Here is a 20,705-nt window from a genome sequence, read left to right as displayed (position 1 = left end):
GGGCTGGCGCTGTCGATCACGGCAGGTCTGGCTCAGTAGCTGCGCGGGCCGCGCGGCTTGAAGCCATCACGACGCGGCGGACGGCCGTCACGGTCGCCACCCGGACCACCCGGGCCACCTGGGCCGCCACGACGCGGGCCACCCGGGCCACCCGGACCCCGCTTGTCGAAGCGCGGCTTGAACGGACGCGGTGCCGGATTGATCTCTTCACCGGCGGCCAGCGGACGCATCTGCAGCTGCTGGCCGGACACCCACACCTTCTGCAGGTGGGTCAGCACGTCCTGCGGCATCTGCGCCGGCAGGTCCAGCAGCGAGAAGTCGTCGTGGATGTCGATGCGGCCGATGTAACGGCTTTCCAGGCCGGCTTCGTTGGCGATGGCGCCGACGATGTTCGCCGGCTTCACGCCATGCTGGTGACCGACCGAGATGCGGTAGGTCTCCATGCCCTGCTCCGGCGCACCGCGCGGCGGAACTTCACGGCGCGGACGCTGCTCGAACCCCCCTTCGGCGTCGTCACGGCGGGGACCACGCTCGAAGCGCGGGCCACGTTCGTTGCGGTCGAAGCGATCGCCACGCTCCGGACGGTCGCCCCGGTCGAAGCGCTCGCGCGGCGCACGCTCTTCCCGCGGGGCACGCACCGGCGGCTGCAGCAGGAACGGGGTGTCGCCCTGCAGCATCTTCGCCAGCGCGGCAGCAATTTCGATGGCCGGCACGTTCTGCTCGTTCTCGAAGCGCTCCAGCAGCTGGCGGTAGAAGTCCAGGCCGCCGGCGCCGAGCGTTTCGCTGATGCGCGAGGTGAACTTGTTGATGCGGGTATCGTTGACCGCTTCCACGCTCGGCAGCTGCATCTCTTCGATCGGCTGGCGGGTGGCGCGCTCGATCTGGCGCAGCATGCCCTTCTCGCGCGGGGTCGCGAACAGGATCGCCTCGCCGCTGCGGCCGGCACGACCGGTACGGCCGATGCGGTGCACGTAGCTTTCGGTGTCGTACGGAATGTCGTAGTTCAGCACGTGGCTGATGCGCTCGACGTCCAGGCCGCGGGCGGCAACGTCGGTGGCCACTAGGATGTCCAGCTTGCCTTCCTTCAGCATGGCGATGGTGCGCTCACGCTGGGCCTGCTGCATGTCGCCATTGATGGCGGCAGCGGCCAGGCCCCGGGCCTGCAGCTTGCTGGCCAGTTCTTCGGTACCGGCCTTGGTACGCGCGAAGATGATCATCGCGTCGAACGGCTCGACTTCCAGGATGCGGGTCAGCGCGTCCAGCTTGTGCATGCCGCTCACCCACCAGTAGCGCTGGCGGATGTTGGCCGAGGTGGTGGTCTTGGCCGCGATGGTGACCTCGACCGGGTCCTGCAGGTAGGTCTGCGCGATGCGGCGGATCTGCGGCGGCATGGTGGCCGAGAACAGGGCCACCTGGCGCTGCTCCGGCAGCTTCTTCAGCACGGCTTCGACGTCGTCGATGAAGCCCATGCGCAGCATTTCATCGGCTTCGTCCAGCACCAGGGTCTTCAGCTCGGACAGGTCCAGGGTGCTGCGGTCCAGATGGTCGATCACGCGGCCGGGGGTACCGACCACGATGTGCACGCCGCGGCGCAGGGCCGACAGCTGCTGGCCATACGGCTGGCCGCCGTACACCGGCAGCACGCGGAAGCCCGGGATCTTCGACGAATAGGACTGGAACGCTTCGGCGACCTGGATGGCCAGTTCGCGGGTCGGCGCAAGGACCAGCGCCTGGGGCTTGATCTGCTGCAGGTCGATGTTGGACAGTACGGGCAGTGCGAAAGCGGCGGTCTTGCCGGTACCGGTCTGCGCCTGGCCCAGCACGTCGCGGCCTTCCAGCATCGCCGGGATGGTGGCGGCCTGGATCGGCGACGGGGTTTCGTAGCCGATGGCGGTGACCGCCTGCATCACGGGCTCGGACAGGCCGAGCTGCGCGAACTGCAGCGGCGCTTGGGAATCTTGGGACATGGGGAACTCCGAAGGCACTGCCGTCTTCCTGGCAGTGCGATAAAAAAGGTGATGGTCCGCGCTTTGGGCGCCCTTCTTATCGCGTGCCCTGGCGCTGCTCGGTCGGAGGAGATTTCACTCGCTCAGAGCGGAATGATACCGCATTGATCCTGAACGAGGCGTACAGTTTTTCCCTTCGCGTGCCGCCAGGCCCCGTGCTGGCGCACAATACGCGCCCTCTTCCCGGCCCGGCCGCTGGCCTGCGCCCCTTCCCAGGAACCCCCGCTCCATGCAGATTCTCGAATTCGACCTCGACGGTGACTACGTCGAACTCAAGCAGCTGCTCAAGCTGGCCGACCTGGTCACCAGTGGCGGCGAGGCCAAGATGGTCATCAGCGAGGGCCAGGTACGGGTCGACGGCGAAGTTGAACTGCGCAAGGCCTGCAAGATCCGCGCAGGCCAGGTGGTCGAATTCGCCGACAGCCAGATCCGGGTGCTGGCGGCCGGCTGATCTGACCCTGTTCAGGCCACGCGCTGGGTCAGGTGCGAGGCGATCAGCTGCCTGAACGGTGCCACGCCCTGGGCGACACGCAGGCCCGCTGCCCGCAGCAGCCGCGCCGGGCGCCGATCATCGGTGTACAGGCTGGCGATCGCATTGGTCGCCTCGTACAGCGGTCGCGCCGCCATCCGATGGCCACGCTGGTAGCCGGCCAGCATGCCGGCCGCGGCGATGTCCGCACCGCGGCGCTGCTGGCCGGCGATGCCCCGCGCCAGGCGCTGGGCACTGGCCAGGCCCAGGTTGAAGCCATGGGCGGTGACCGGGTGCATGCCCACCGCGGCATCGCCGATCAGCGCCGAGCGCTCGCCTGCGAAATGGTGTGCATAGACACCCACCAACGGATAGGCCTGCGGCGTGGCGACCGGCTGCATGCCCCCCAGCCGATGCTCGAAGAAGCCGCTGACGGCCTCACCGAAGGCTACCTCATCCATCGCCAGCAGATCCTCGATCCGCCGCGGGGGCAGCGTGATCACCGCAGATGCCTGGCCTTCGTTGAGCGGCAGCAGCGCCATCGTACGACCGTAGCCGAACCACTCCCACGCGGTGTGGTGATGGTCACGTTCGACGCGCATGCGGCACACCAGCATCGACTTGCCGAAGTCGCGCATCTGCGCACCGATGCCGAGCATGCGCCGGGTTGCGGAGAAGCGGCTGTCCGCGGCCACCAGCAACCGCGCGTGCAGTCTGCTGCCATCATCCAGCGTGACCACATGGCCCTGCGCATCGGCCTGCACGCCCTTCACCTTGCGCCCGTCGAACAGTTCCAGGCCGTCCTGGCGCTGCACCGCGTCCCACGCCGCACGGCGGATCAGATGATTGGGCACCAGCCAACCCAGCGGCTGGCCATCGACCTGGCTGCTGGCGAAGGTCAGTGCGAATGGCGAGCCGCCGTTCATCACCTTGGCATCGCGCAGTTCGGAAATCTCGGCCTCCGGCAGCCGTGCCCACAGCCCCAGCTGCTCCAGGCTCTGCCGCGACGCGTGGGTCAGCGCGATCTCGCGGCCGTCGAACGCCGCTTCGGCGAGCGCCTGGCGTGGCTGCGCTTCGATCAGCCCGATCTGCAGCCCGCTGCCGGCCAGCGCGCGTGCGAAGCACAGTCCTGCCGGCCCCGCGCCGACCACCACCACATCCATCCTGCGCATGCGCGGCTCCCGCCATCGATCCAGTCGCAGCCAGCATAGCGCCGCAAAGCTGACCGGCCTTGATCTGGATCAGACCCTGCTCACAGCAGTGCGAACACCAGCGCCAGGATCGACAGCAGCGACACCAGCCACACCAGGCTGCGCACGTAGGGCACACCAGCGGCGTACAGCGGCAGGTAGACCACCCGTGCCCAGAAGTACGCCTGCGCGGCCAGTGCCGTGGTGTCGCTGCTGCGACCGGCCACCACCACCGCGATCGCGGCGGCGGCGAAGAACGGGAACGTCTCAAGGAAGTTGGACTGGGCCCGTTGCAGCCGCCCTGCCAGCGGGCTGAGTGGCCGGCCCTGTTCGTCGCGTGCCGACGCGTTCCACTTCATGCCCCGCTCGCGGGTCACCACCGTGGAGGTGGCGAAGATGTAGACAAACCCCAGCAGCGTCGACCACGCCAGCATTGTCAGTTCAGTTGCCATCATTCATCCACGGGGTGACAAGTTGATCGGAGGATTCCGCGCTAATTCGCATTATCACGCAGGCGGCTGATAATCCCATTCCAATAGCGTACCGCCTCAAAGTGCTGCCGTCTCGTCAACCAGATCTTGTTTTCAGGGCTGATCGGATCACCGCCTACAATAACGGGCTTGATCTCGAATAGCTCCATGCCTTTAGGACGCGAATGCTTATTCAGGTCAGTCATCTTGACCTGCCAATCGAGCAAATAGATCGGGAAGGTCGCTCGCCACTGAAATCACATACTGGCGACTCATGCCTATAAACGGGATCCGAACTATCGGCTTTGCCGCATCCAATGCGTCAAACCCATACCCCTCCCCTCCACCGTCGGAAGCGAACAGAAATATACCTGGCGCATATGTCTCGACCTCATATTCGCGATTGAAGTCGACCAACTCTTCCGCTTTCCAGAAGATCATGTAATTGTCGCCAATGAATCCTTCGCCACCGTCGTGCGACTTGAGGAATTCAATGTAACTCTCAGGCAGTGCCACTCCCAACTGCGTTGAGAGGCCATCCACCGCCGAAACGTCGGCCGGACCATTGAGCTGCCCCTCTGTCAATTGATACTTCATAGCTCTTTGCATAAGTTGGCCGCTGGCGATCCTCAGGGTCCCGGTGCGCGCAGGCTGTAACCGGCCAGGCGCCAGACCTGGTCCTCATCGAAGCGGAACGAGACCAGTTCGCGCACGGGCTGCGCACTGTTGGCGAAGCGGGTCGGGAAGCTGACATTGATGTACAGGCCTTCGGGCACGACGGCGCCGGCCGCGTACTTCACCCGGGTAATGGACGGTTGGCCGCGACCACTCAAGGCACCCAGGCGGGTGCGGTCGGCGGTCAGCTGGCTGATGAAGGCCGGCTTGGTCACCGCGCGCCGCGCTACGGCTGATGCGCCATCCCACAACTCGCCCGCGCGGTTGGCGTCGACCATCTGCGCGGCCCTCAGTGCGGCCGCCCCCATCTCCGCGTCCTGCTTCTGCACCTGCGCCTGCTGTGCCGGGCTGAGGGCCGGTGCGGGCGGCCGTGCCGCTGTCGCCGCTGTCGCCGGTGGCGCGGCGGCCGGCGCACTCGGCGCCGGGCGCGCCGGCGCCGGAGCCGGCGTGGCGGGCGCGGGCACCTGGGCGAATGCAGCAAGCGGCAACAGGGATAGCAGCAGGAGCACGCGCTTCATGGACACCACCGGTTCATCGGAAGGAACCGCAGTCTACGCCAGCCGGGTGAGGCGTTTGTCAGCGCAGCGGCACGCTGCCCTGGGTTGCTTCGGCATCGGCCTGTGAGGCCTGGGTCTCCGTCTCCACTGCCGGCTGTTCCGCCACCGGAACCTGCGGCGGAGGAGACGGTGGCAGCGTGGCCACGTCGATCTCCGACAGCGGGCTCTCCTCGGGGCAGACCGGATCGGGGAAACCGAACCGCTGCTTGAGCGACTGGCCGCAGCTGTTGATCGATTCCATGTCCGCACCGTCGCGCTTGCACTGCTGGTCGAAGGCGATCAGGAACGCGTCCTTGCGCTGCACGAAATCGTCGCCACACGCGCGCATCTGCTTGATCCGTTCCAGGTCATCCTGCACCGCATTGGTGCCATCCAGGCCGAACTGCCGCAGTTCCTCGGGGGTCAGCAGGCGCAGGCTGCGGTTGGGCACGGTCATCATCAGATCAGCAACGCCCACCGCCACACCGTTGCGCTGCAGATAATCCTTCACGTTGTCGTAGACCTCGTGCAGCTCGCGGTTGAGCTCGGCGCGCGAGGTCGCCTTGGAGCTGATGCGCATCATGCGGTGGATGCCGACCTTGCCGGTCAGCAGGCGGTTGTCGCCGGCCGCGAGCACGAACACGCAGGCGCTGTGGCAGATCGATCCTTCGCGCACCCAGATGGTCCAGCCCGATTCGCCGATGCTGTCGCCGGCAATGATCGCCGATTCGACCTGGCCACCACTGGAGTCGAGATCGAGGATGCGCTTGTGGATCTCCAGCGCGTCGGCCACCACGGCCAAGCGCCACATCATTTCGGCGAACCCGGGATTGATCTTGCCGTTGTAGCGCACCCGCAACAGGCCCCGTTCGGCACACGGCTGCAGCGCCTGGCTGATCTGCTCACGCTGCAGCCCGTCCAGCTCCACGCCGTCGCCGCCTTCGGCTGCGTAATCGGTGCTGCAGCTGACCCAGGCCCGGCCGTTCTCGAGCTGCGCCTGCGGCCACGGCCGATCAGCGCGGCTGCGCGGCGGGGACGGCGGCGGTGGGGCGTCGGCGGCATTGATCGACACCATGTTGTCGCCATCACTGGCCGGAGCCCGTGCCGCCTTGTCAGCCGCGGTCACGTTGCCCGGATTCTCCAACTGGCTGCAGCCCGCAAAGGCCAGGCACAACAGGGGCAACCAGCGGATCAAGGCGGACATCGGGCAACCGGATTTCGCAGGAACAAGGATCACAGTCTACCTGCCCGGCGCGCGCATTCAGCACGTGGCACTGAACCGGTTCTGACCCCGGATCGCGACCCGCTGCATCCATGTCCGAATCCGGCGAGTATCCGCGACATGAGCGGCCTAGACTGGGCGCATGAACACCGCCCTCGTCCTCGACACCGCTGCCTGCGACCGTGCCCGCCTCGCCCGCGACGCGCGCTTTGATGGCGTGTTCTTCACCGCCGTGCGCAGCACCGGCATCTACTGCCGGCCGGTCTGCCCTGCGCCGCCGCCGAAGCCGCGCAACATCACCTATTTCCCGAGTGCGGCCGCAGCCACTGCCGCCGGTTACCGGCCCTGCCTGCGCTGCCGTCCCGAACTGGCACCGCAGGCACAGCAGGCGCTGGCCGGCCAGGCCGTGCAGCGGGCGCTGGCGTTGATCCACGGCGGCTTCCTGCAGGAGCAGCCGGTCGCCGGACTGGCCGCGAAGATCGGCCTCAGCGCACGCCAGCTGCAGCGCCTGTTCGTGGAGCACCTGGGCGCCACGCCCGGCCAGATCCACGCCACCCACCGCCTGCTGCTGGCCAAGCAGCTGCTGACCGAAACCACCCTGCCGGTCACCGACGTTGCGCTCGCGGCGGGCTACAACAGCCTGCGCCGCTTCAACACCGCCTTCCTGCAGGGCTGCGGGATGGCGCCGACCACGCTGCGCCGCCAACATGTCCCGCTGGCCGCCGATGACGGTGGCCTGGTGCTGCGCCTGGGCTACCGGCCTCCGCTGGATTTTCCGCGCATGCTGGCGTTCCTGCGCAAGCGCAGCCTGCCGGGCATCGAACTGATCGGCGACGACAGCTACCAGCGCGTGCTCGGCACGCCTGAACGACCCACCCTGCTGCGGGTGACGGCTGATCCGAAGCGGCCGGAACTGCGCCTGCAGTTGGGTGCGGTCGATCCGCGGCTGATACCGGACATCGTGCGACGCGTGCGGCGGGTATTCGATCTCGATGCCGACCTGCAGCAGGTGCATGCCGCGCTCGGTGAAGAGCCGCTGCTGGCGCGCGGCATCGCCGAACGCCCTGGCCTGCGCGTGCCGGGCGGCTGGGATGGCTTCGAGGTGGCGGTGCGTGCCGTGCTCGGCCAGCAGGTCAGCGTTGCGGCGGCGACCACCTTCGCGCGCCGGCTGGTCGACGCGCATGGCGCCCACCTGCCGGGCATGCCGACGGAGTTCGACCGCCAGTTCCCCTCTCCCTCGGTATTGGCGGACGCCCCTCTGGAATCGATCGGTCTGCCACGCAGCCGCGCCGCCACCGTGCGCGCACTGGCCGCAGCCTGCGTCAGTGGCCAGCTCGACTTCGGGCCCGGCCAGGCACTGGAGGAGTTCGTCGCCCGCTGCGTGGCACTGCCCGGCATCGGCCCGTGGACGGCGCAGTACATCGCCCTGCGCGGCCTGGGCCAGCCCGACGCGTTTCCTGCAGGTGACCTGGTGCTGCAGCAGGTGCTCGGCCATGCCCAGGGGCAGCGCCTGAGCGAACGCGCCACCGAAGCGCGATCCCAGCCCTGGCGCCCCTGGCGCTCGTATGCGGTGCTGCATCTGTGGCATCTGTCCGGCACGTTCGTTGGAGAACCGACATGACGTTGTTGTTCGACCGTTTTGACAGCCCGATCGGCGAGCTCACCATCGCCGGCGACGAACGTGGCCTGGCCCACGTGCTGTTTCCTGAAAACCGCCACCCCGCGCGCGGACGCAGCGACTGGCACAATGCGCCCGGCGCGTTGCCCGAGGCCCGCGAACAGCTGCTGCAGTACCTGCATGGCGAACGCAGCACATTCGATCTGCTGCTGGCACCGCGCGGCACCCCGTTCCAGCTGCGCGTGTGGCACGCCCTGGCGTTGATACCGTTCGGCCAGACCTGGAGCTACCTGCAGTTGGCGCAGCACCTGGGCCAGCCCAGCGCGACGCGCGCGGTCGGCGCCGCCAACGGCCGCAATCCCCTGCCGATCATCCTGCCCTGCCATCGCGTGATCGGCAGCAACGGAGCGCTGACCGGTTTCGGCGGCGGGCTGGAGACCAAGGCAGCACTGCTGCGGCTTGAGCAACGCCAGGTACCGCTGTTCGCCTGATGGGAGATCGGGGTCAGATCCCTTTTCCCGTAGGAAAGGGATCTGACCGCGGACGGTCCTGGCACGCCGTGTCTTGGGCGCGTCATTACCTCGCACTATGATGGGCGGATGACTCCCGTACGCCTGACCTGCGCGCTGGCGCTGCTGCTGCCGTTGGCCGCCTGCACCACCGCACCCGCCCCGACCGCCACCGTCTCCACGCCTGCGGCGACGGCCGCACCACCGAAGCTGCTGCTGATCTCCATCGATGGCCTGCGTGCCGACGCGCTGGACCGCGGGCTGACTCCGAACCTGCAGCGGATGATCGACAGCGGCGTGCGCGCACGCTGGATGACGCCCTCCTATCCCTCGCTGACCTTCCCCAACCACTACACCATCGTGACCGGTCTGCGCCCTGACCATCACGGCATCATCCACAATGCGATGGACGACGCATCGCTGGGCAGTTTCGCGCTGAGCAACCGCGAGGCGGTCACCCGCAGCGACTGGTGGGGCGGCGAGCCGATCTGGGTCAGCGCCGAGAAGGCCGGCGTGCGTTCCGCGACCTGGTCCTGGCCGGGCAGCGAAGCGGAGATCAAGGGCGTGCGCCCCAGCCAGTGGCTGGCGTATAACGACAAGGAACCGTTCGAGCAACGTGTGCAGACCGTACTGGGCTGGCTGGCACGCAGCGATGCCGAGGCGCCGCGCCTGGCCACGCTGTACATGGAACACGTCGACAAGGCCGGGCATCACCATGGGCCGCAGTCGCAGCAGTACACGGCAGCCATCGTGCGGGCCGACCAGGTTGTCGGCCAGGTGCTCGACGGACTGCAGCAGCGTGGCCTGACATCCACCACCAATGTGATCGTGGTTTCCGATCACGGCATGGCCGCGGTGGGCGACGGCCAGGTGATCGCCACCGAGTCGATGGTGGACCCGGCCATCGCACGCAACGTCAGCCAGGGCCAGTCGGTCGGCTTCGCGCCGGTCGCGGGGCGTGAAGCCGAGGCCGAACGTGCCCTGCTCGGCCGCCATGCCCACTACGAATGCTGGAAGAAGGAGAACCTGCCTGCGCGCTGGCATTACGGCACGCATCCACGCATACCCGCCATCGTCTGCCAGATGGATGAAGGCTGGGACGCGCTGACCCGGGACTGGATCGCCAGGCGCGATCGTCGCGACGGCGGCTCGCACGGCTACGATCCGGCGCTGCCGTCGATGCGTGCGGTGTTCGTGGCGAGCGGCCCGTCGTTCCGCCAGGGGCTGCTGATCGACGGCTTCGACAACGTCGATGTCTATCCGCTGCTGGCGCACCTGCTGCAGGTTCCAGCCGCGCCGAACGACGGCAATGCCGAGACACTGAAGCAGACGCTGCGTTGATCGGGCGTCTCCGCCGGGCATGGCCCGGCGCTACTACGGCAATGGGGCGTCGGATGTCTCCGCCGGGCATGGCCCGGCGCTACCGTGCCAATGTGGGTAGCGCCGGGCCATGCCCGGCGAACGCGGCGGCCGCAACGACACGCATAAAAAAACGCGGCGCCAGGCGCCGCGTTCTTCGTTGACCCATCGGCCGGCCGATCAGGCCTTGGCGACGGCCTTCTTCGCCACGGCCTTCTTCGCCGGAGCCTTGGCCACGGTCTTCTTGGCGACCGGGGCAGCGGCGCCTACGGCGACCTTGCTCGCGGTGTGCGAACGGGCGTTGCCGTAGCTGGCGTTGTAGCGCTTGCCCTTGGCGGTCTTGCGGTCACCCTTACCCATGTCTTCAACTCCTCAAATGTGAAATCTGGTTACCCCGTGCTGACACGGGTTCGGCGGGGCCGCCTTGCTGGACGCCCCCGCGCACGATCGGAAAGCCTATCACGGAGCGCCTAGTGCGCGCAGCTGGCGTCGTGTACGTGGCTGTGGTTGAGCCGCAGATTGACCAGATGGGCAACGCCGACCAGCAGACCGCCAATGGTCATCACCACCGCGTGCGGCACGGCATTGTGATGCAGCGGGTCGTACAGCACCCCAGCCCACAGCGCGACCAGCCCGGGAATCAGGAACGCCAGCGCGCGCAGGGCGCCATGCCGGCGGTAGCCCCAGACAAGGCTGAACAGACCCAGCAGGGTCACGAACACGACCAGCGCCTGTTCAACGCCATCGCTGAGCCAGAACGACAGGCCCAGCGAAGGCGCTGCGGCCAGCAGCACCGGAATCACCGCACAGTGCACTGCGCACAGCATCGATCCGGTGGCACCGAAACGGTCGAGCAGATGGCGCAGGTGGGAGGAGAGGGACATGACTTCCAGCAGGGTCGGCGAATCGTTATGGAATAATATAACATCCCTTCCTGGTCCGCACGATCTCCTCTCCCCCTGTCCCGCGACGGGATACGTGCGCTTCACAATTGATACACAGTAACAAGGACTTCTCGATGCCCGCCCCATCCCTGCGGTTCAAGCCGCACACCCTCGCCCTGGCGCTCGCCGCGCTGCTGCCGTCCGCCGCATTCGCCGCAGCCGACGACGATGCGCACCGTGACCGCCACCTGACCGAGCTGTCGTCGGTGCAGGTCACCGCCTCGCCGCTGCAGGGCGACGCCGAGTCGCTGGCGCGGCCGGTCGAAGTGCTCGCCGGCGAGCGCCTGGACGAACAGAAGGCAGGCACCCTCGGCGATACGGTGGCCAAGCTGCCGGGCGTGCAGAGCACCTTCTTCGGCCCCGGTGTCGGTCGTCCAATCATCCGCGGCCAGGAAGGCCCGCGGGTGGCCGTGCTGTCCAACGGCATGGGCAACATGGATGCCTCCACCGTCAGCGCCGACCATGCCACCAGCATCGAACCGTTCCTGGCTGATCAGATCGAAGTGCTGAAGGGCCCGGCGACACTGCTGTTCGGCAGCGGTGCGATCGGCGGCGCGGTCAACGTCGTCGATGGCCGCATCGCCCGCGAGCTGCCCGACCGTCCGCTCAGCGGCCGCGCTGAACTGCGCGGTAACTCCGTCAATGACGAACGCAGCGGCATGTTCCGCCTCGACGGCGTCAGCGGCAACGTCGTGCTGCATGTCGACGGCCTGGTGCGCAACGGCGACGACTACCGCATTCCCGGCTACGCGGTGATCGACAGCCTGGAAGACCACCACGAAGACCATGACCACGACCACGCGGGCGAGGAAGGCGACGAGCCGCGCCGTGGCCGCCTGGACAACAGCTCCATCCGCACCCGGGCCGGTGGCGTGGGTGCCACCTGGCTGGGCGAGGGCGGCTACTTCGGCGTGTCGGCCAGCACCTATCGCACCAACTATGGCATCCCCAATGGCGCCCACGTCCACGCGGACGGCGACGATCATGACCACGATCATGATCATGATCACGGCGAGGAGGAGGAAGGCGGCGACGAGCATGACGTACGCATCGACATGGTGCAGAACCGCTTCGAGACCAAGGCCGGCATCTACAACCCGGTCTCGTTCCTGAAGAACATCAATGCCCGCGTGGCCTACACCGACTACGAGCATGTCGAGCTGGAGGCCGGCACGCCCTCCACACGCTTCACCAACCGCGGCATCGAAACCCGCCTGGAAGCCGTACAGCAGCAGGTCGGTGGCTGGGACGGCGCCTTCGGCGTGCAGTTCGGCAACAGCGATTTCGGCGCCAAGGGCGAAGAAGCATTCGTGCCGGACACCGGAACGAAAAACATCGGCCTGTTCGTGCTGCAGGAGAAGCAGTTCGGCCCGTTCAAGCTCGAACTCGGCGGGCGCCACGACCAGGTCAAGCTGGACCCGACCGGCGATTACCGCCGCCGGCAGTTCGATGCCACCAATCTGTCCGCGGCCGGCATCTGGAAGCTCAACGACGCGGTCGACCTGCGCATCGGCGTGGACAGCTCCGAACGTGCCCCCACCAATGAAGAGCTGTATGCCGCTGGCGCGCACATTGCCACCCGCTCGCTGGAAATCGGCGACGCCAACCTGAAGACCGAGCGCGGCCAGCGTGTCGAGCTGGGCATCCACACCCACAGCGATCGCCTGGACTTCTCCGCCTCGATCTACCAGACGAAGTTCAAGGACTTCATCTACCTGGCCGACACCGGCGTCACCGAAGGCCTGCCGGTGCGTGCATGGACGCAGCAGGATGCGGTGTTCAAGGGTGCCGAGGCGGAAGCCCTGGTGCATCTGTTCGAAGGCGTCGCAGGCGACTGGGATCTGCGCCTGTTCGGCGATTACGTGCAGGCCAAGCTGGACGGCAACGGCAGCCGCAACCTCGACATCGCGGTGCCGCACGGTGACCACAACCACAACTACACCGTGGAGCTGGCCAACACCGGCTACCTGCCGCGCATCGCGCCGGCCCGCGTTGGTGCCGACCTGCGCTGGGCGAAGGACGGCTGGCGCGCGTCGGTGGGCGCCGTGCGTTACAGCCGGCAGAAGGACGTGGCGCAGAACGAAGAGCCGAGCGACGGCTACACCCTGGTCGATGCGCACCTGGCCTACCGCTGGGATCGTAACGACAGCAACAGCTATGAGGTGTTCCTGGATGGCAGCAACCTGACCAACCGTGAAGTGCGCCCGCACACCTCGCTGCTGCGCGACTACTCGCCGCTGCCGGGCCGCGGTGTCGCATTCGGCATCCGTGCGTACTTCTGACCCCTCCAGCAGCAGGACGCCGTTCCACTGATCCCTGACGACGCTCGTTGTCGTTCTCTCCCGGGGGGCCTGCTGGCCCCCCGTTTTTTTTTTGGACCCGGTACGGCTTCGGACATGAGCCGCGCCGTGACGCTATCGATATGGCCTGGTGGCACCTCCCACCTGCCATGGATACGAATTCACACACCGATCACAAAGATGTGCGTAGGACAACAACCGGACAATCCCGTCACTCAATGTCTCGCACATCGGACACTTCTGTCCGAAAATGAACCCATGACCGCTCAACGCGCTGATGCCGCTGCCCGCCGTGCCCTCATTCTCGACGCCGCCGACCATGTGTTCGGGCAACACGGCGTCACCGCTCCGCTGGATCTGGTGGTCGAACGCGCCCAGGTGGGCCGGGCCACGCTGTACCGCAATTTTCCCGACCGCACCGCGCTGATCCAGGCCCTGCTGCAGCGTGCGGTCGACCGCATCCGCCGCCAGGTGGAGCAGCTGGGCGACCGTGACGACGCCCTGTTCGAGGTGTTCGAGGGGATGGCCCAGCGCATCATCGATTCACCTGCGCTGGCCGATTACTGGCGCGCCGTTGATTCGGACGTGCCCTCCATGCGCGCCGCGCGCGAGACCGTACGCGACCTGCTGGAAGCACCGATCCAGCGGGCCATCGCCGCAGGCCTGTGCCGTCCCGATCTGGAAAAAACGGATATTTCACTGATCTCCGGCATGCTGGGAGCGGCCCTTCGCGGCAAGACCCGTGACGAGCGCGCCCGTCTGGCCGGGCGTGCCCTGCAACTGCTGCGCGGAGGACTCCAGGGAGCAGCCAGCGGAGCACGCTGATGGTGCAGCCGTATCTGAAGCCGGTGCCGGACTGGGAGGAGCATGAGAAGCCGACCATGCCCGGATCGGCTTCGATGCCGTGGCACCCACCCTACCGGCGTGCAGCCTATGCCCTGGTGTCCCTGCTGGTGGCCATCACCGGCGGCCTCGGCAATGCGCTGGTCACCGCCAACCTGCCCTTCCTGCAGGGGCAACTGCAGCTCACCCCGACCCAGGGCAGCTGGCTGGTGGCCGCTTACGCGATGGTCAACGTCACCGCCAACCTGCTGGCCTTCAAGTTCCGCCAGCAGTACGGCATCCGCCTGTTCGCCGAGATCGGCCTGGGGCTGTATGCCGCGCTGGCCGTGCTGCACCTGTTCGTGGGCAGCTTCGAAACCACGATGCTGACGCGCGCGGCCAGCGGTTTCGCCGGTGCGGCGTGTTCGACGCTGGGTACGCTGTACATGCTGCAGGCGTTGCCGCGGCGCTTCACCGGCAACCTGCTGGTGATCGGCGTCGGTCTGTCGCAGCTGGCAGTTCCGCTGGCCTGGATCGTGTCGCCCGGCCTGGTCGATACCGGGCAATGGCACCAGCTGTATTCCTTCGAAGCAGGGCTGGCGCTGTGTGCGTTCGCGGCGGTGGTGGTGCTGAAGCTGCCGCCAGGCGTGCAGATCAAGGCCTTCGAGCCCATGGATTTCCTCACCTTCAGCCTGCTTGCCCCGGCGGTTGCGCTGCTGGTGGTGGTGCTGGCCCAGGGCTACACGCGCTGGTGGCTGGACACACCGTGGCTGGGCTGGGCGCTGGTCGCCTCGATCGCATTGTCGACCACCGCCTTCATCATCGAGCACTACCGGCGCAATCCACTGCTGCAGACGCGCTGGCTGGCCAGCCTGCCGGTACTGCACTTCATCGTGGGTGCGTTCCTCATCCGCTTCCTGACCACCGAGCAGTCCTACGGCGTGGTCAGCCTGATGCGCACGCTGGGCATGGGCCCGGACCAGCTGCGCCCCTTGTTCGTGGTGATTCTGGCAGGGGTTGTCACCGGCATCATCGGTACCGCCGTGACCTTCGGCCCGAAGCGGCTGATCCCGCAGCTGCTGATGGCGATCCTGCTGCTGGGTTCGGCGGCGTTCTTCGACCAGAACCGCACCAGCATGGACCGTCCCCACGATTTCTACCTCAGCCAGTTCCTGGCCTCGGTCGGTGCCGGGATGTTCATGGGCCCGCTGATCATGCTGGGCATCTCCGCCGCCCTGAAACAGGGTGTGGACCACATGATCACCTTCCTGGTAACGCTGTCGATCACCCAGACGCTGGGCGGGCTGGCCGGCTCGGCGCTGCTGGGAACCTTCCAGCTGCATCGCGAACAGCTGTATTCCAGCGCGCTGACCAGCCAGCTTGATCCCGCCGACCCGGTGGTGGCGCAGCGCCTGCGCATCCAGCAGCAGCTGTACGCCGCGCAGATCACCGATCCGGTGCTGCGCAGCGCACAGGGCACCGCGCAGCTGGCACAGACGACGCGCCGCGAGGCCAATGTCCGTGGGTTCAATGATGTGTTCACCCTGAGCGGCTGGCTGGCGATCGGCTTCCTGTGCTGGTTGCTGCTGCTGTCGCTGCGTACCGCCGTGCTCAAGCAGTGGCGCAAGCGCCATCCGCCCTCCTCCGCTGCGGCCTCCCCCGCAGCGCTCCGCTGAGTCCTTCGCCATGCCTCCCGTCCCGCCCCGTCCCGACGATGCCGACAACGTGACCCCACCGCCGCCGACCGACGCGGCACCTGCGCCCACGCCGGCTGAGCCGGCGGTCGCGCCGAAGTACCTCAAACCCAGCGCGCGCAGCGTGGCAGTGATGGTCGTGGTGGCCCTGCTGGGCATCGCACTGATCCTGCGCGCGTGGCACCTGTGGCCGTTTGCCAGCAGCGTGATGGTCACCGACAACGCCTACGTGCGCGGGCAGATCACGGTGATGGCACCCCAGGTGAATGGCTATGTGACCGAGGTGCTGGTGAAGGACTTCCAGCACGTGAAGAAGGGCGAACCCCTGCTGCGCATCGATGACCGCATCTATGCGCAGCGCGTGGCGCAGGCACAGGCCACGCTGGACAGCGCGCGCGCGGCGTTGGCCAACTCCGATCAGTCGCAGGCGCAGAACCGCGCGCAGATCGCTGCGGCCCAGGCCACCCTGTCCGCCGGCAAGGCCGAGCTTGAGCGCTCCCGCAACGAGCTGAAGCGGTACGAGCAGCTCGCCGCACAACGCCTGGTATCGATCAATGACCGCGACCGCTTCCGCACGACCCAGGCGTCGGCGCAGGCCAGCGTGCAGCAGTCGCAGGCGCAGATCCGCATCGCCGAGGAAACGCTGGTCTCCACCCAGGTGGCACGCAAGAGCCTGGAGGCACAGGTGGAAAGCGCACAGGCGCAACTGGAACTGGCACGCATCGACCTGGCCAATACCGTGATCCATGCGCCGCGCGACGGGCAGATCAGCGAGGCCAGCGTGCGGACCGGCCAGTACGTGGCCGCCGGCTCGCAGCTGCTGTTCCTGGTGCCCGACGCGCTGTGGGTGGTCGCCAACTACAAGGAGGGCCAGACCTGGCAGATGCGCATCGGCCAACCTGCGACGTTCGCCGTGGACGCGTTCCAGGGCCAGGTGCTGCGCGGCCATGTGGAGCAGATCGCCCCCGCCACCGGCTCGGAATTCAGCGTCCTGCGCCCGGACAATGCCAGCGGCAACTTCACCAAGGTGGTGCAGCGGCTGCCGATCCGGATCTCGATCGATCCGGGGCAGGAGCTGGCCGCGCGACTGCGTCCCGGCATGTCGGTGATCGCACGGGTGGATACGGCGGCCGAGCCTGCGCCGGCCCGGTAGGGTCGAGCTCGTGAAACGGGGTCAGATTCCTTTTGCCAAGGCAAAAGGGATCTGACCCCAATCCCACCGGCCGCTCAGCCTGCGCAGCGGGCGCAGAGTCCGTGCACTTCCAGCGTCTGCGCCTGCGGCTGGAAGCCGAGCTCCTTGGCCCGCTTCTCCAGCTGGCCGACGATCTCGCGGTCTTCCAGCTCCACCGCGCTGTGGCAGCTGTTGCAGATCAGGAACGGCACCGAATGCGCCGCACTGCTGGGGTGGTGGCAGGCCACGAAGGCATTCACCGATTCCAGCTTGTGCACGAAGCCATTGGCCATCAGGAAGTCCAGCGCGCGGTACACGGTGGGCGGGGCATCGGCGCCCACGCCCTTGCCGTTGCGCACCCATTCCAGCAGCTCGTAGGCCTTGACCGGCTTGCCGGCTTCGGCGATCAGCTTCAGTACGTTGGCGCGGATGGGGGTCAGGCGCAGCCCGCGTTCGCGCGAGACACGCTCGACCACCGCCACGAAATCCGATGCGTCATGGACGTGGTGGTGGGGGGCGGTACAGGCAGTGGCAGTCTTGGCGGGCATGCGCGTTCTCCGGTTCGGCCTGGCAAGGATGCCTCAGACCGTTGCTACCTTGGTAATGGCCGCGTCGATGCGTTTCAAGGCCTGCTCACGGCCGGCCAGGTACACGGTGTGGGAAATGTCAGGGCTGACCTGGGTACCGGTGATGGCCACGCGCAGCGGCTGGGCGACCTTGCCCATGCCGATCTCCAGCGCGGCGGCCGTGTCGTGCAGGGCCGTGCCGACCGCTTCGGCCGTCCATTCCGGCAGCGCCGCCAGCAGTTCACGGGCCTTGCCCAGGGCGACCTCGGCCCCGGCCTTGAAGTGCTTGGCCACTGCGGCTTCGTCGTAGTCGTTCAGCGGCTGGTACCAGACCACGGCCTTCTCGGCCATTTCCTTCAGGGTCTGCACGCGTTCACGCAGGGCGATCACCACGTCTACCGGTGCCGGGCCCGCCGCCACGTCCAGGCCCAGCTTCTGCAGCTGGTAGACCAGGTGCGGCACGATGTCGGCCGGCTCCACGGTCTTCAGGAAGTGCTGGTTGACCCAGCCCAGCTTGGCCATGTCCAGGCGCGACGCCTTGGAGTTGCAGTCCTTCACATCGAACAGGTCGATCAGTTCCTGGCGGGTAAACAGTTCCTGGTCACCATGCGACCAGCCCAGGCGGGCCAGGTAGCTCAGCAGTGCGTCCGGCAGGTAGCCGGCATCCCGGTACTGCATCACGTCGGCGGCGCCGGTGCGCTTGGACAGCTTGGCGCCCTGCTCGTCCAGGATCATCGGCATGTGGCCGAACTTCGGCACCGGTGCACCGATGCCTTCGTACAGGTTGATCTGGCGCGGCGTGTTGTTGATGTGGTCGTCACCGCGGATGACCTCGGTGATGCCCATGTCCCAGTCATCCACCACCACCGCGAAGTTGTAGGTGGGATAGCCGTCCGGACGGAAGATGACCATGTCATCCAGTTCGCTGTTGGCGATCTCGATCCGGCCCTTGATCAGGTCATCGAACACCACCGTACCCTGCAGCGGATTCTTGAAGCGGATGACGCGGTTCGGGTCGTCCCGGTACGGCAGGCCCAGCTCGCGCGCGGCACCGTTGTAGCGCGGCTTTTCCTGCCTGGCCATGGCGGCTTCGCGCATCGCGTCCAGCTCTTCCCGGGTTTCATAGGCGTAGTAGGCCTTGCCGTCGGCAATCAGCTGCTCGGCAACTTCCCGGTAACGGGCTACCCGGTCGGTCTGGTAGATCGGACCTTCGTCGTAGTCCAGGCCCAGCCACTCCATCGCCTCCAGGATGGCGTCGATCGCCCCCTGGGTGCTGCGTTCACGGTCGGTATCCTCGATGCGCAGCACGAACTCGCCGCCGCGGTGGCGGGCCTCCAGCCAGCAGTACAGCGCGGTGCGGGCGCCACCGATATGCAGATAACCGGTAGGACTGGGGGCGAAGCGGGTGCGGCAGGTCATGTGGGGCTCGAGGAACGGGAATTCCCCGATTTTACCACCAGCCCCGCGCCGGCACGGAGGGACGGACGGGGTCCGTCCCTCCGGCTCACGTCACGGCTGCGGCTCGGCCTTGCGCGGGAACGACTGCTCGCGCATCGCCGCGTTGTAAGCGAAGGAGGCCACGATGGCCGCTGCCTGCTTCAGATCTTCGGGCTCGGCGTGGTCCCAGGTGTCCAGATGGCTGTGGTGGACATTGGTGAAGTAATCCAGCCGGTCCTGGATGAACTGGAAGCCGGGCAGGCCGATGCGATCGAAGCTGATGTGGTCGGTGCTGCCGGTGTTGCGGGTCGCCACCGTGGTGGCGCCGACATCATGGAACGGGGCGAGCCAGGCCTCGAAGATCGGCATCGCCGCCAGGTTTTCCTGCGCGTAGATACCACGGAAGCGGCCGGAGCCGTTGTCCATGTTGAAGTAGACCTGGAACTTGCTGTAGTCGCGGGTCTTGCGCAGCGGTCCGGTGGGGTCGCGCAGCGAGGCCGGCAACGCCTTCTGCGCAGCGTCCACCGGTTCCGGGAACTGGCCGAAGTGCTTGGCGACGTAGGCCTGCGAGCCGATCAGGCCCTGCTCCTCGCCGCTCCACAGCGCCACCCGGATGGTACGCCGGGGCTTGGCACCGGTGGCCTTGAGGATGCGCATGGCTTCCATCATCACCGCCACGCCGGCCGCGTTGTCAGCCGCGCCGGTGCCGCTGTGCCAGGAATCGAGGTGCGCGCCGATCATCACCACCTCATCCGGCCTGCTGCTGCCCCGGATCTCCGCCAGCGTGTTGTAGCCGGGCTGATCGCTGTCGTCGGTGAAACGCGCGCTCACGTCCACCCGCAGGCGCACGGGCTGCTTGGCCTCCAGTGCACGCACCAGCGGATTGAAGTGCTCGGCGATCATCGCCAGCTCCGGAATGCCGACCGATTCCCCGGCCTTGCGCGAGCCACCACCGGCCACGCGGATGATGCCGTTGTCCCAGCTGCTGATGCTGATCGAGGCCAATGCGCCTTCCTCGACGAAGAAGGCGTTGACCTTGGCCGCCAGCGCCTGCCGCTCCTGGTACTCCTTCACCCGCTTGGCGCGCTCGGCGGTGGCGTCCTTGTCCTTGGGCAGGGTGAATTCCTGCAGTCCCTCCAGCGAGGTGGCGTCGTGACGATGCGAGTCCGGCTCGGTACCCCGCTTGTACTCGCGCGCCTCGCCGAGCAGCAGGATCTTCCCGCGCAGCTTGCCGCGGTACTTCTCGATGTCTTCCGGCTTCTTGATGTCCACCTGTACCAGCTCGCCCTCGACCGGTCCGCGGGTGCCCGGCGTCCAGGCCTTGGGCAGTGCGTGCAGCGGCATCACGCGGTCACCGAGCATCTCCACGCTGGCCGAGGTGAACTCCCAGCCACGGCCGAAGTCGTCGAACGCTTCGTCATGGACGTTGTCCAGTTTCCATTCGGTGAACTTGCTGCGGGTCCACGCGTTGGCACGCCCCATCGCCGGGGAGTTGGTCAGGCGCGGCCCGATGCGCTCGGTGAGATAGCTGAAGGTGTCCATCACCTGCGAGCGATGGAACGCCTCCTGGCGGATGCGGCTGACCATGTCCAGGTCCACCGGCTCGCGCTGCTGCGCCATCGCATTGCCGCTCATCGCCAGCGCAACCGCCAGCACACCCCACTTCAGCACATCCCACCCCTGCCCTTCGGCTCGATCATCAACCCCTCGAGTCTAG

At 67.2% G+C, this 20,705-nt stretch carries 20 protein-coding genes; 8 read left to right on the top strand and 12 right to left on the bottom strand.

Features of this window, described 5'->3' with window-relative positions:
- Positions 1 to 32: 32 nt before the first annotated feature.
- The gene (locus ACX9OW_RS00855; RefSeq protein WP_111185813.1) at positions 33 to 1,967 is read right to left on the bottom strand and encodes a DEAD/DEAH box helicase; all 1,935 of its coding nucleotides are present in this window, start codon (positions 1,965 to 1,967) and stop codon (positions 33 to 35) included.
- Positions 1,968 to 2,235: 268 nt separating this feature from the next.
- Between ACX9OW_RS00855 and ACX9OW_RS00850 the strand changes: the two genes are divergently transcribed.
- On the top strand, positions 2,236 to 2,457 hold the full coding sequence (locus ACX9OW_RS00850; RefSeq protein ID WP_014036469.1) for an RNA-binding S4 domain-containing protein: 222 nt from the start codon (positions 2,236 to 2,238) through the stop codon (positions 2,455 to 2,457).
- 11 nt (positions 2,458 to 2,468) lie between these two features.
- On the opposite strand, the gene ubiM is transcribed toward ACX9OW_RS00850, so the two are convergent.
- From ubiM to ACX9OW_RS00820, 6 genes are all read right to left on the bottom strand, one after another.
- Positions 2,469 to 3,647 (bottom strand): 5-demethoxyubiquinol-8 5-hydroxylase UbiM, encoded by a 1,179-nt coding sequence (gene ubiM / locus ACX9OW_RS00845; RefSeq protein ID WP_459061767.1) that lies wholly within the window; start codon positions 3,645 to 3,647, stop codon positions 2,469 to 2,471.
- An 80-nt stretch (positions 3,648 to 3,727) separates the two neighbouring features.
- Entirely contained in the window at positions 3,728 to 4,117 is a 390-nt protein-coding gene (locus tag ACX9OW_RS00840) for an MAPEG family protein (RefSeq protein ID WP_459061766.1), read from the bottom strand.
- Between the two features lie 41 nt (positions 4,118 to 4,158).
- Complete coding sequence (locus ACX9OW_RS00835; RefSeq protein WP_459061765.1) at positions 4,159 to 4,341, bottom strand: hypothetical protein; 183 nt, start codon at positions 4,339 to 4,341, stop codon at positions 4,159 to 4,161.
- The gene (locus ACX9OW_RS00830) at positions 4,334 to 4,732 is read right to left on the bottom strand and encodes an SMI1/KNR4 family protein (protein WP_459061764.1); all 399 of its coding nucleotides are present in this window, start codon (positions 4,730 to 4,732) and stop codon (positions 4,334 to 4,336) included. Before ACX9OW_RS00830 ends, ACX9OW_RS00835 begins: the two co-directional genes overlap by 8 nt.
- Positions 4,733 to 4,764: 32 nt before the next feature.
- Positions 4,765 to 5,328, bottom strand: coding sequence for a DUF4019 domain-containing protein (locus tag ACX9OW_RS00825; RefSeq protein WP_253119000.1), 564 nt, complete (start codon positions 5,326 to 5,328; stop codon positions 4,765 to 4,767).
- 58 nt (positions 5,329 to 5,386) lie between these two features.
- Positions 5,387 to 6,550 (bottom strand): COG3904 family protein, encoded by a 1,164-nt coding sequence (locus tag ACX9OW_RS00820; protein WP_197572446.1) that lies wholly within the window; start codon positions 6,548 to 6,550, stop codon positions 5,387 to 5,389.
- A gap of 160 nt (positions 6,551 to 6,710) precedes the next feature.
- Here ACX9OW_RS00820 and ACX9OW_RS00815 point away from each other — a divergent pair, with 160 nt between their 5' ends.
- The 3 genes from ACX9OW_RS00815 (at position 6,711) to ACX9OW_RS00805 (ending at position 10,036) form a co-directional block, all read left to right on the top strand.
- Entirely contained in the window at positions 6,711 to 8,189 is a 1,479-nt protein-coding gene (locus tag ACX9OW_RS00815; protein WP_111185821.1) for a DNA-3-methyladenine glycosylase 2 family protein, read from the top strand.
- Positions 8,186 to 8,677: a methylated-DNA--[protein]-cysteine S-methyltransferase gene (locus ACX9OW_RS00810; protein ID WP_065181155.1), complete on the top strand. Its 492-nt coding sequence runs from the start codon at positions 8,186 to 8,188 to the stop codon at positions 8,675 to 8,677. Before ACX9OW_RS00815 ends, ACX9OW_RS00810 begins: the two co-directional genes overlap by 4 nt.
- A gap of 108 nt (positions 8,678 to 8,785) precedes the next feature.
- Positions 8,786 to 10,036 (top strand): alkaline phosphatase family protein, encoded by a 1,251-nt coding sequence (locus tag ACX9OW_RS00805; protein ID WP_459061763.1) that lies wholly within the window; start codon positions 8,786 to 8,788, stop codon positions 10,034 to 10,036.
- 198 nt (positions 10,037 to 10,234) lie between these two features.
- Here ACX9OW_RS00805 and ACX9OW_RS00800 read toward each other — a convergent pair whose 3' ends face one another.
- Positions 10,235 to 10,414 (bottom strand): 30S ribosomal protein THX, encoded by a 180-nt coding sequence (locus tag ACX9OW_RS00800; RefSeq protein ID WP_004150462.1) that lies wholly within the window; start codon positions 10,412 to 10,414, stop codon positions 10,235 to 10,237.
- Between the two features lie 110 nt (positions 10,415 to 10,524).
- Positions 10,525 to 10,938: a MerC domain-containing protein gene (locus ACX9OW_RS00795; protein ID WP_053518754.1), complete on the bottom strand. Its 414-nt coding sequence runs from the start codon at positions 10,936 to 10,938 to the stop codon at positions 10,525 to 10,527.
- A gap of 134 nt (positions 10,939 to 11,072) precedes the next feature.
- Here ACX9OW_RS00795 and ACX9OW_RS00790 point away from each other — a divergent pair, with 134 nt between their 5' ends.
- From ACX9OW_RS00790 to ACX9OW_RS00775, 4 genes are all read left to right on the top strand, one after another.
- Positions 11,073 to 13,280 carry a TonB-dependent receptor gene (locus tag ACX9OW_RS00790; protein WP_065174668.1) on the top strand — a complete coding sequence of 736 codons (2,208 nt, stop codon included), beginning with the start codon at positions 11,073 to 11,075 and terminating at the stop codon, positions 13,278 to 13,280.
- Positions 13,281 to 13,556: 276 nt separating this feature from the next.
- A complete protein-coding gene (locus ACX9OW_RS00785) occupies positions 13,557 to 14,123 on the top strand; it encodes a TetR/AcrR family transcriptional regulator (protein ID WP_053518751.1) in 567 nt (188 codons plus the stop codon).
- Positions 14,123 to 15,796, top strand: a complete 1,674-nt coding sequence (locus ACX9OW_RS00780) for an MFS transporter (protein ID WP_346475548.1) — start codon at positions 14,123 to 14,125, stop codon at positions 15,794 to 15,796. Before ACX9OW_RS00785 ends, ACX9OW_RS00780 begins: the two co-directional genes overlap by 1 nt.
- A gap of 10 nt (positions 15,797 to 15,806) precedes the next feature.
- Entirely contained in the window at positions 15,807 to 16,967 is a 1,161-nt protein-coding gene (locus tag ACX9OW_RS00775; protein WP_074900901.1) for an HlyD family secretion protein, read from the top strand.
- 74 nt (positions 16,968 to 17,041) lie between these two features.
- Here ACX9OW_RS00775 and ACX9OW_RS00770 read toward each other — a convergent pair whose 3' ends face one another.
- The 3 genes from ACX9OW_RS00770 to ACX9OW_RS00760 form a co-directional block, all read right to left on the bottom strand.
- Entirely contained in the window at positions 17,042 to 17,533 is a 492-nt protein-coding gene (locus tag ACX9OW_RS00770; protein WP_053517393.1) for a Fur family transcriptional regulator, read from the bottom strand.
- 33 nt (positions 17,534 to 17,566) lie between these two features.
- Positions 17,567 to 18,970: a glutamate--tRNA ligase gene (gene gltX / locus ACX9OW_RS00765; RefSeq protein ID WP_053517391.1), complete on the bottom strand. Its 1,404-nt coding sequence runs from the start codon at positions 18,968 to 18,970 to the stop codon at positions 17,567 to 17,569.
- Between the two features lie 90 nt (positions 18,971 to 19,060).
- Complete coding sequence (locus tag ACX9OW_RS00760; RefSeq protein WP_111185835.1) at positions 19,061 to 20,659, bottom strand: M20/M25/M40 family metallo-hydrolase; 1,599 nt, start codon at positions 20,657 to 20,659, stop codon at positions 19,061 to 19,063.
- Positions 20,660 to 20,705: the final 46 nt, after the last annotated feature.

It is taken from the genome of Stenotrophomonas genospecies 5, assembly GCF_054473825.1.
This window is presented reverse-complemented; position numbering and strand designations above follow the sequence as displayed.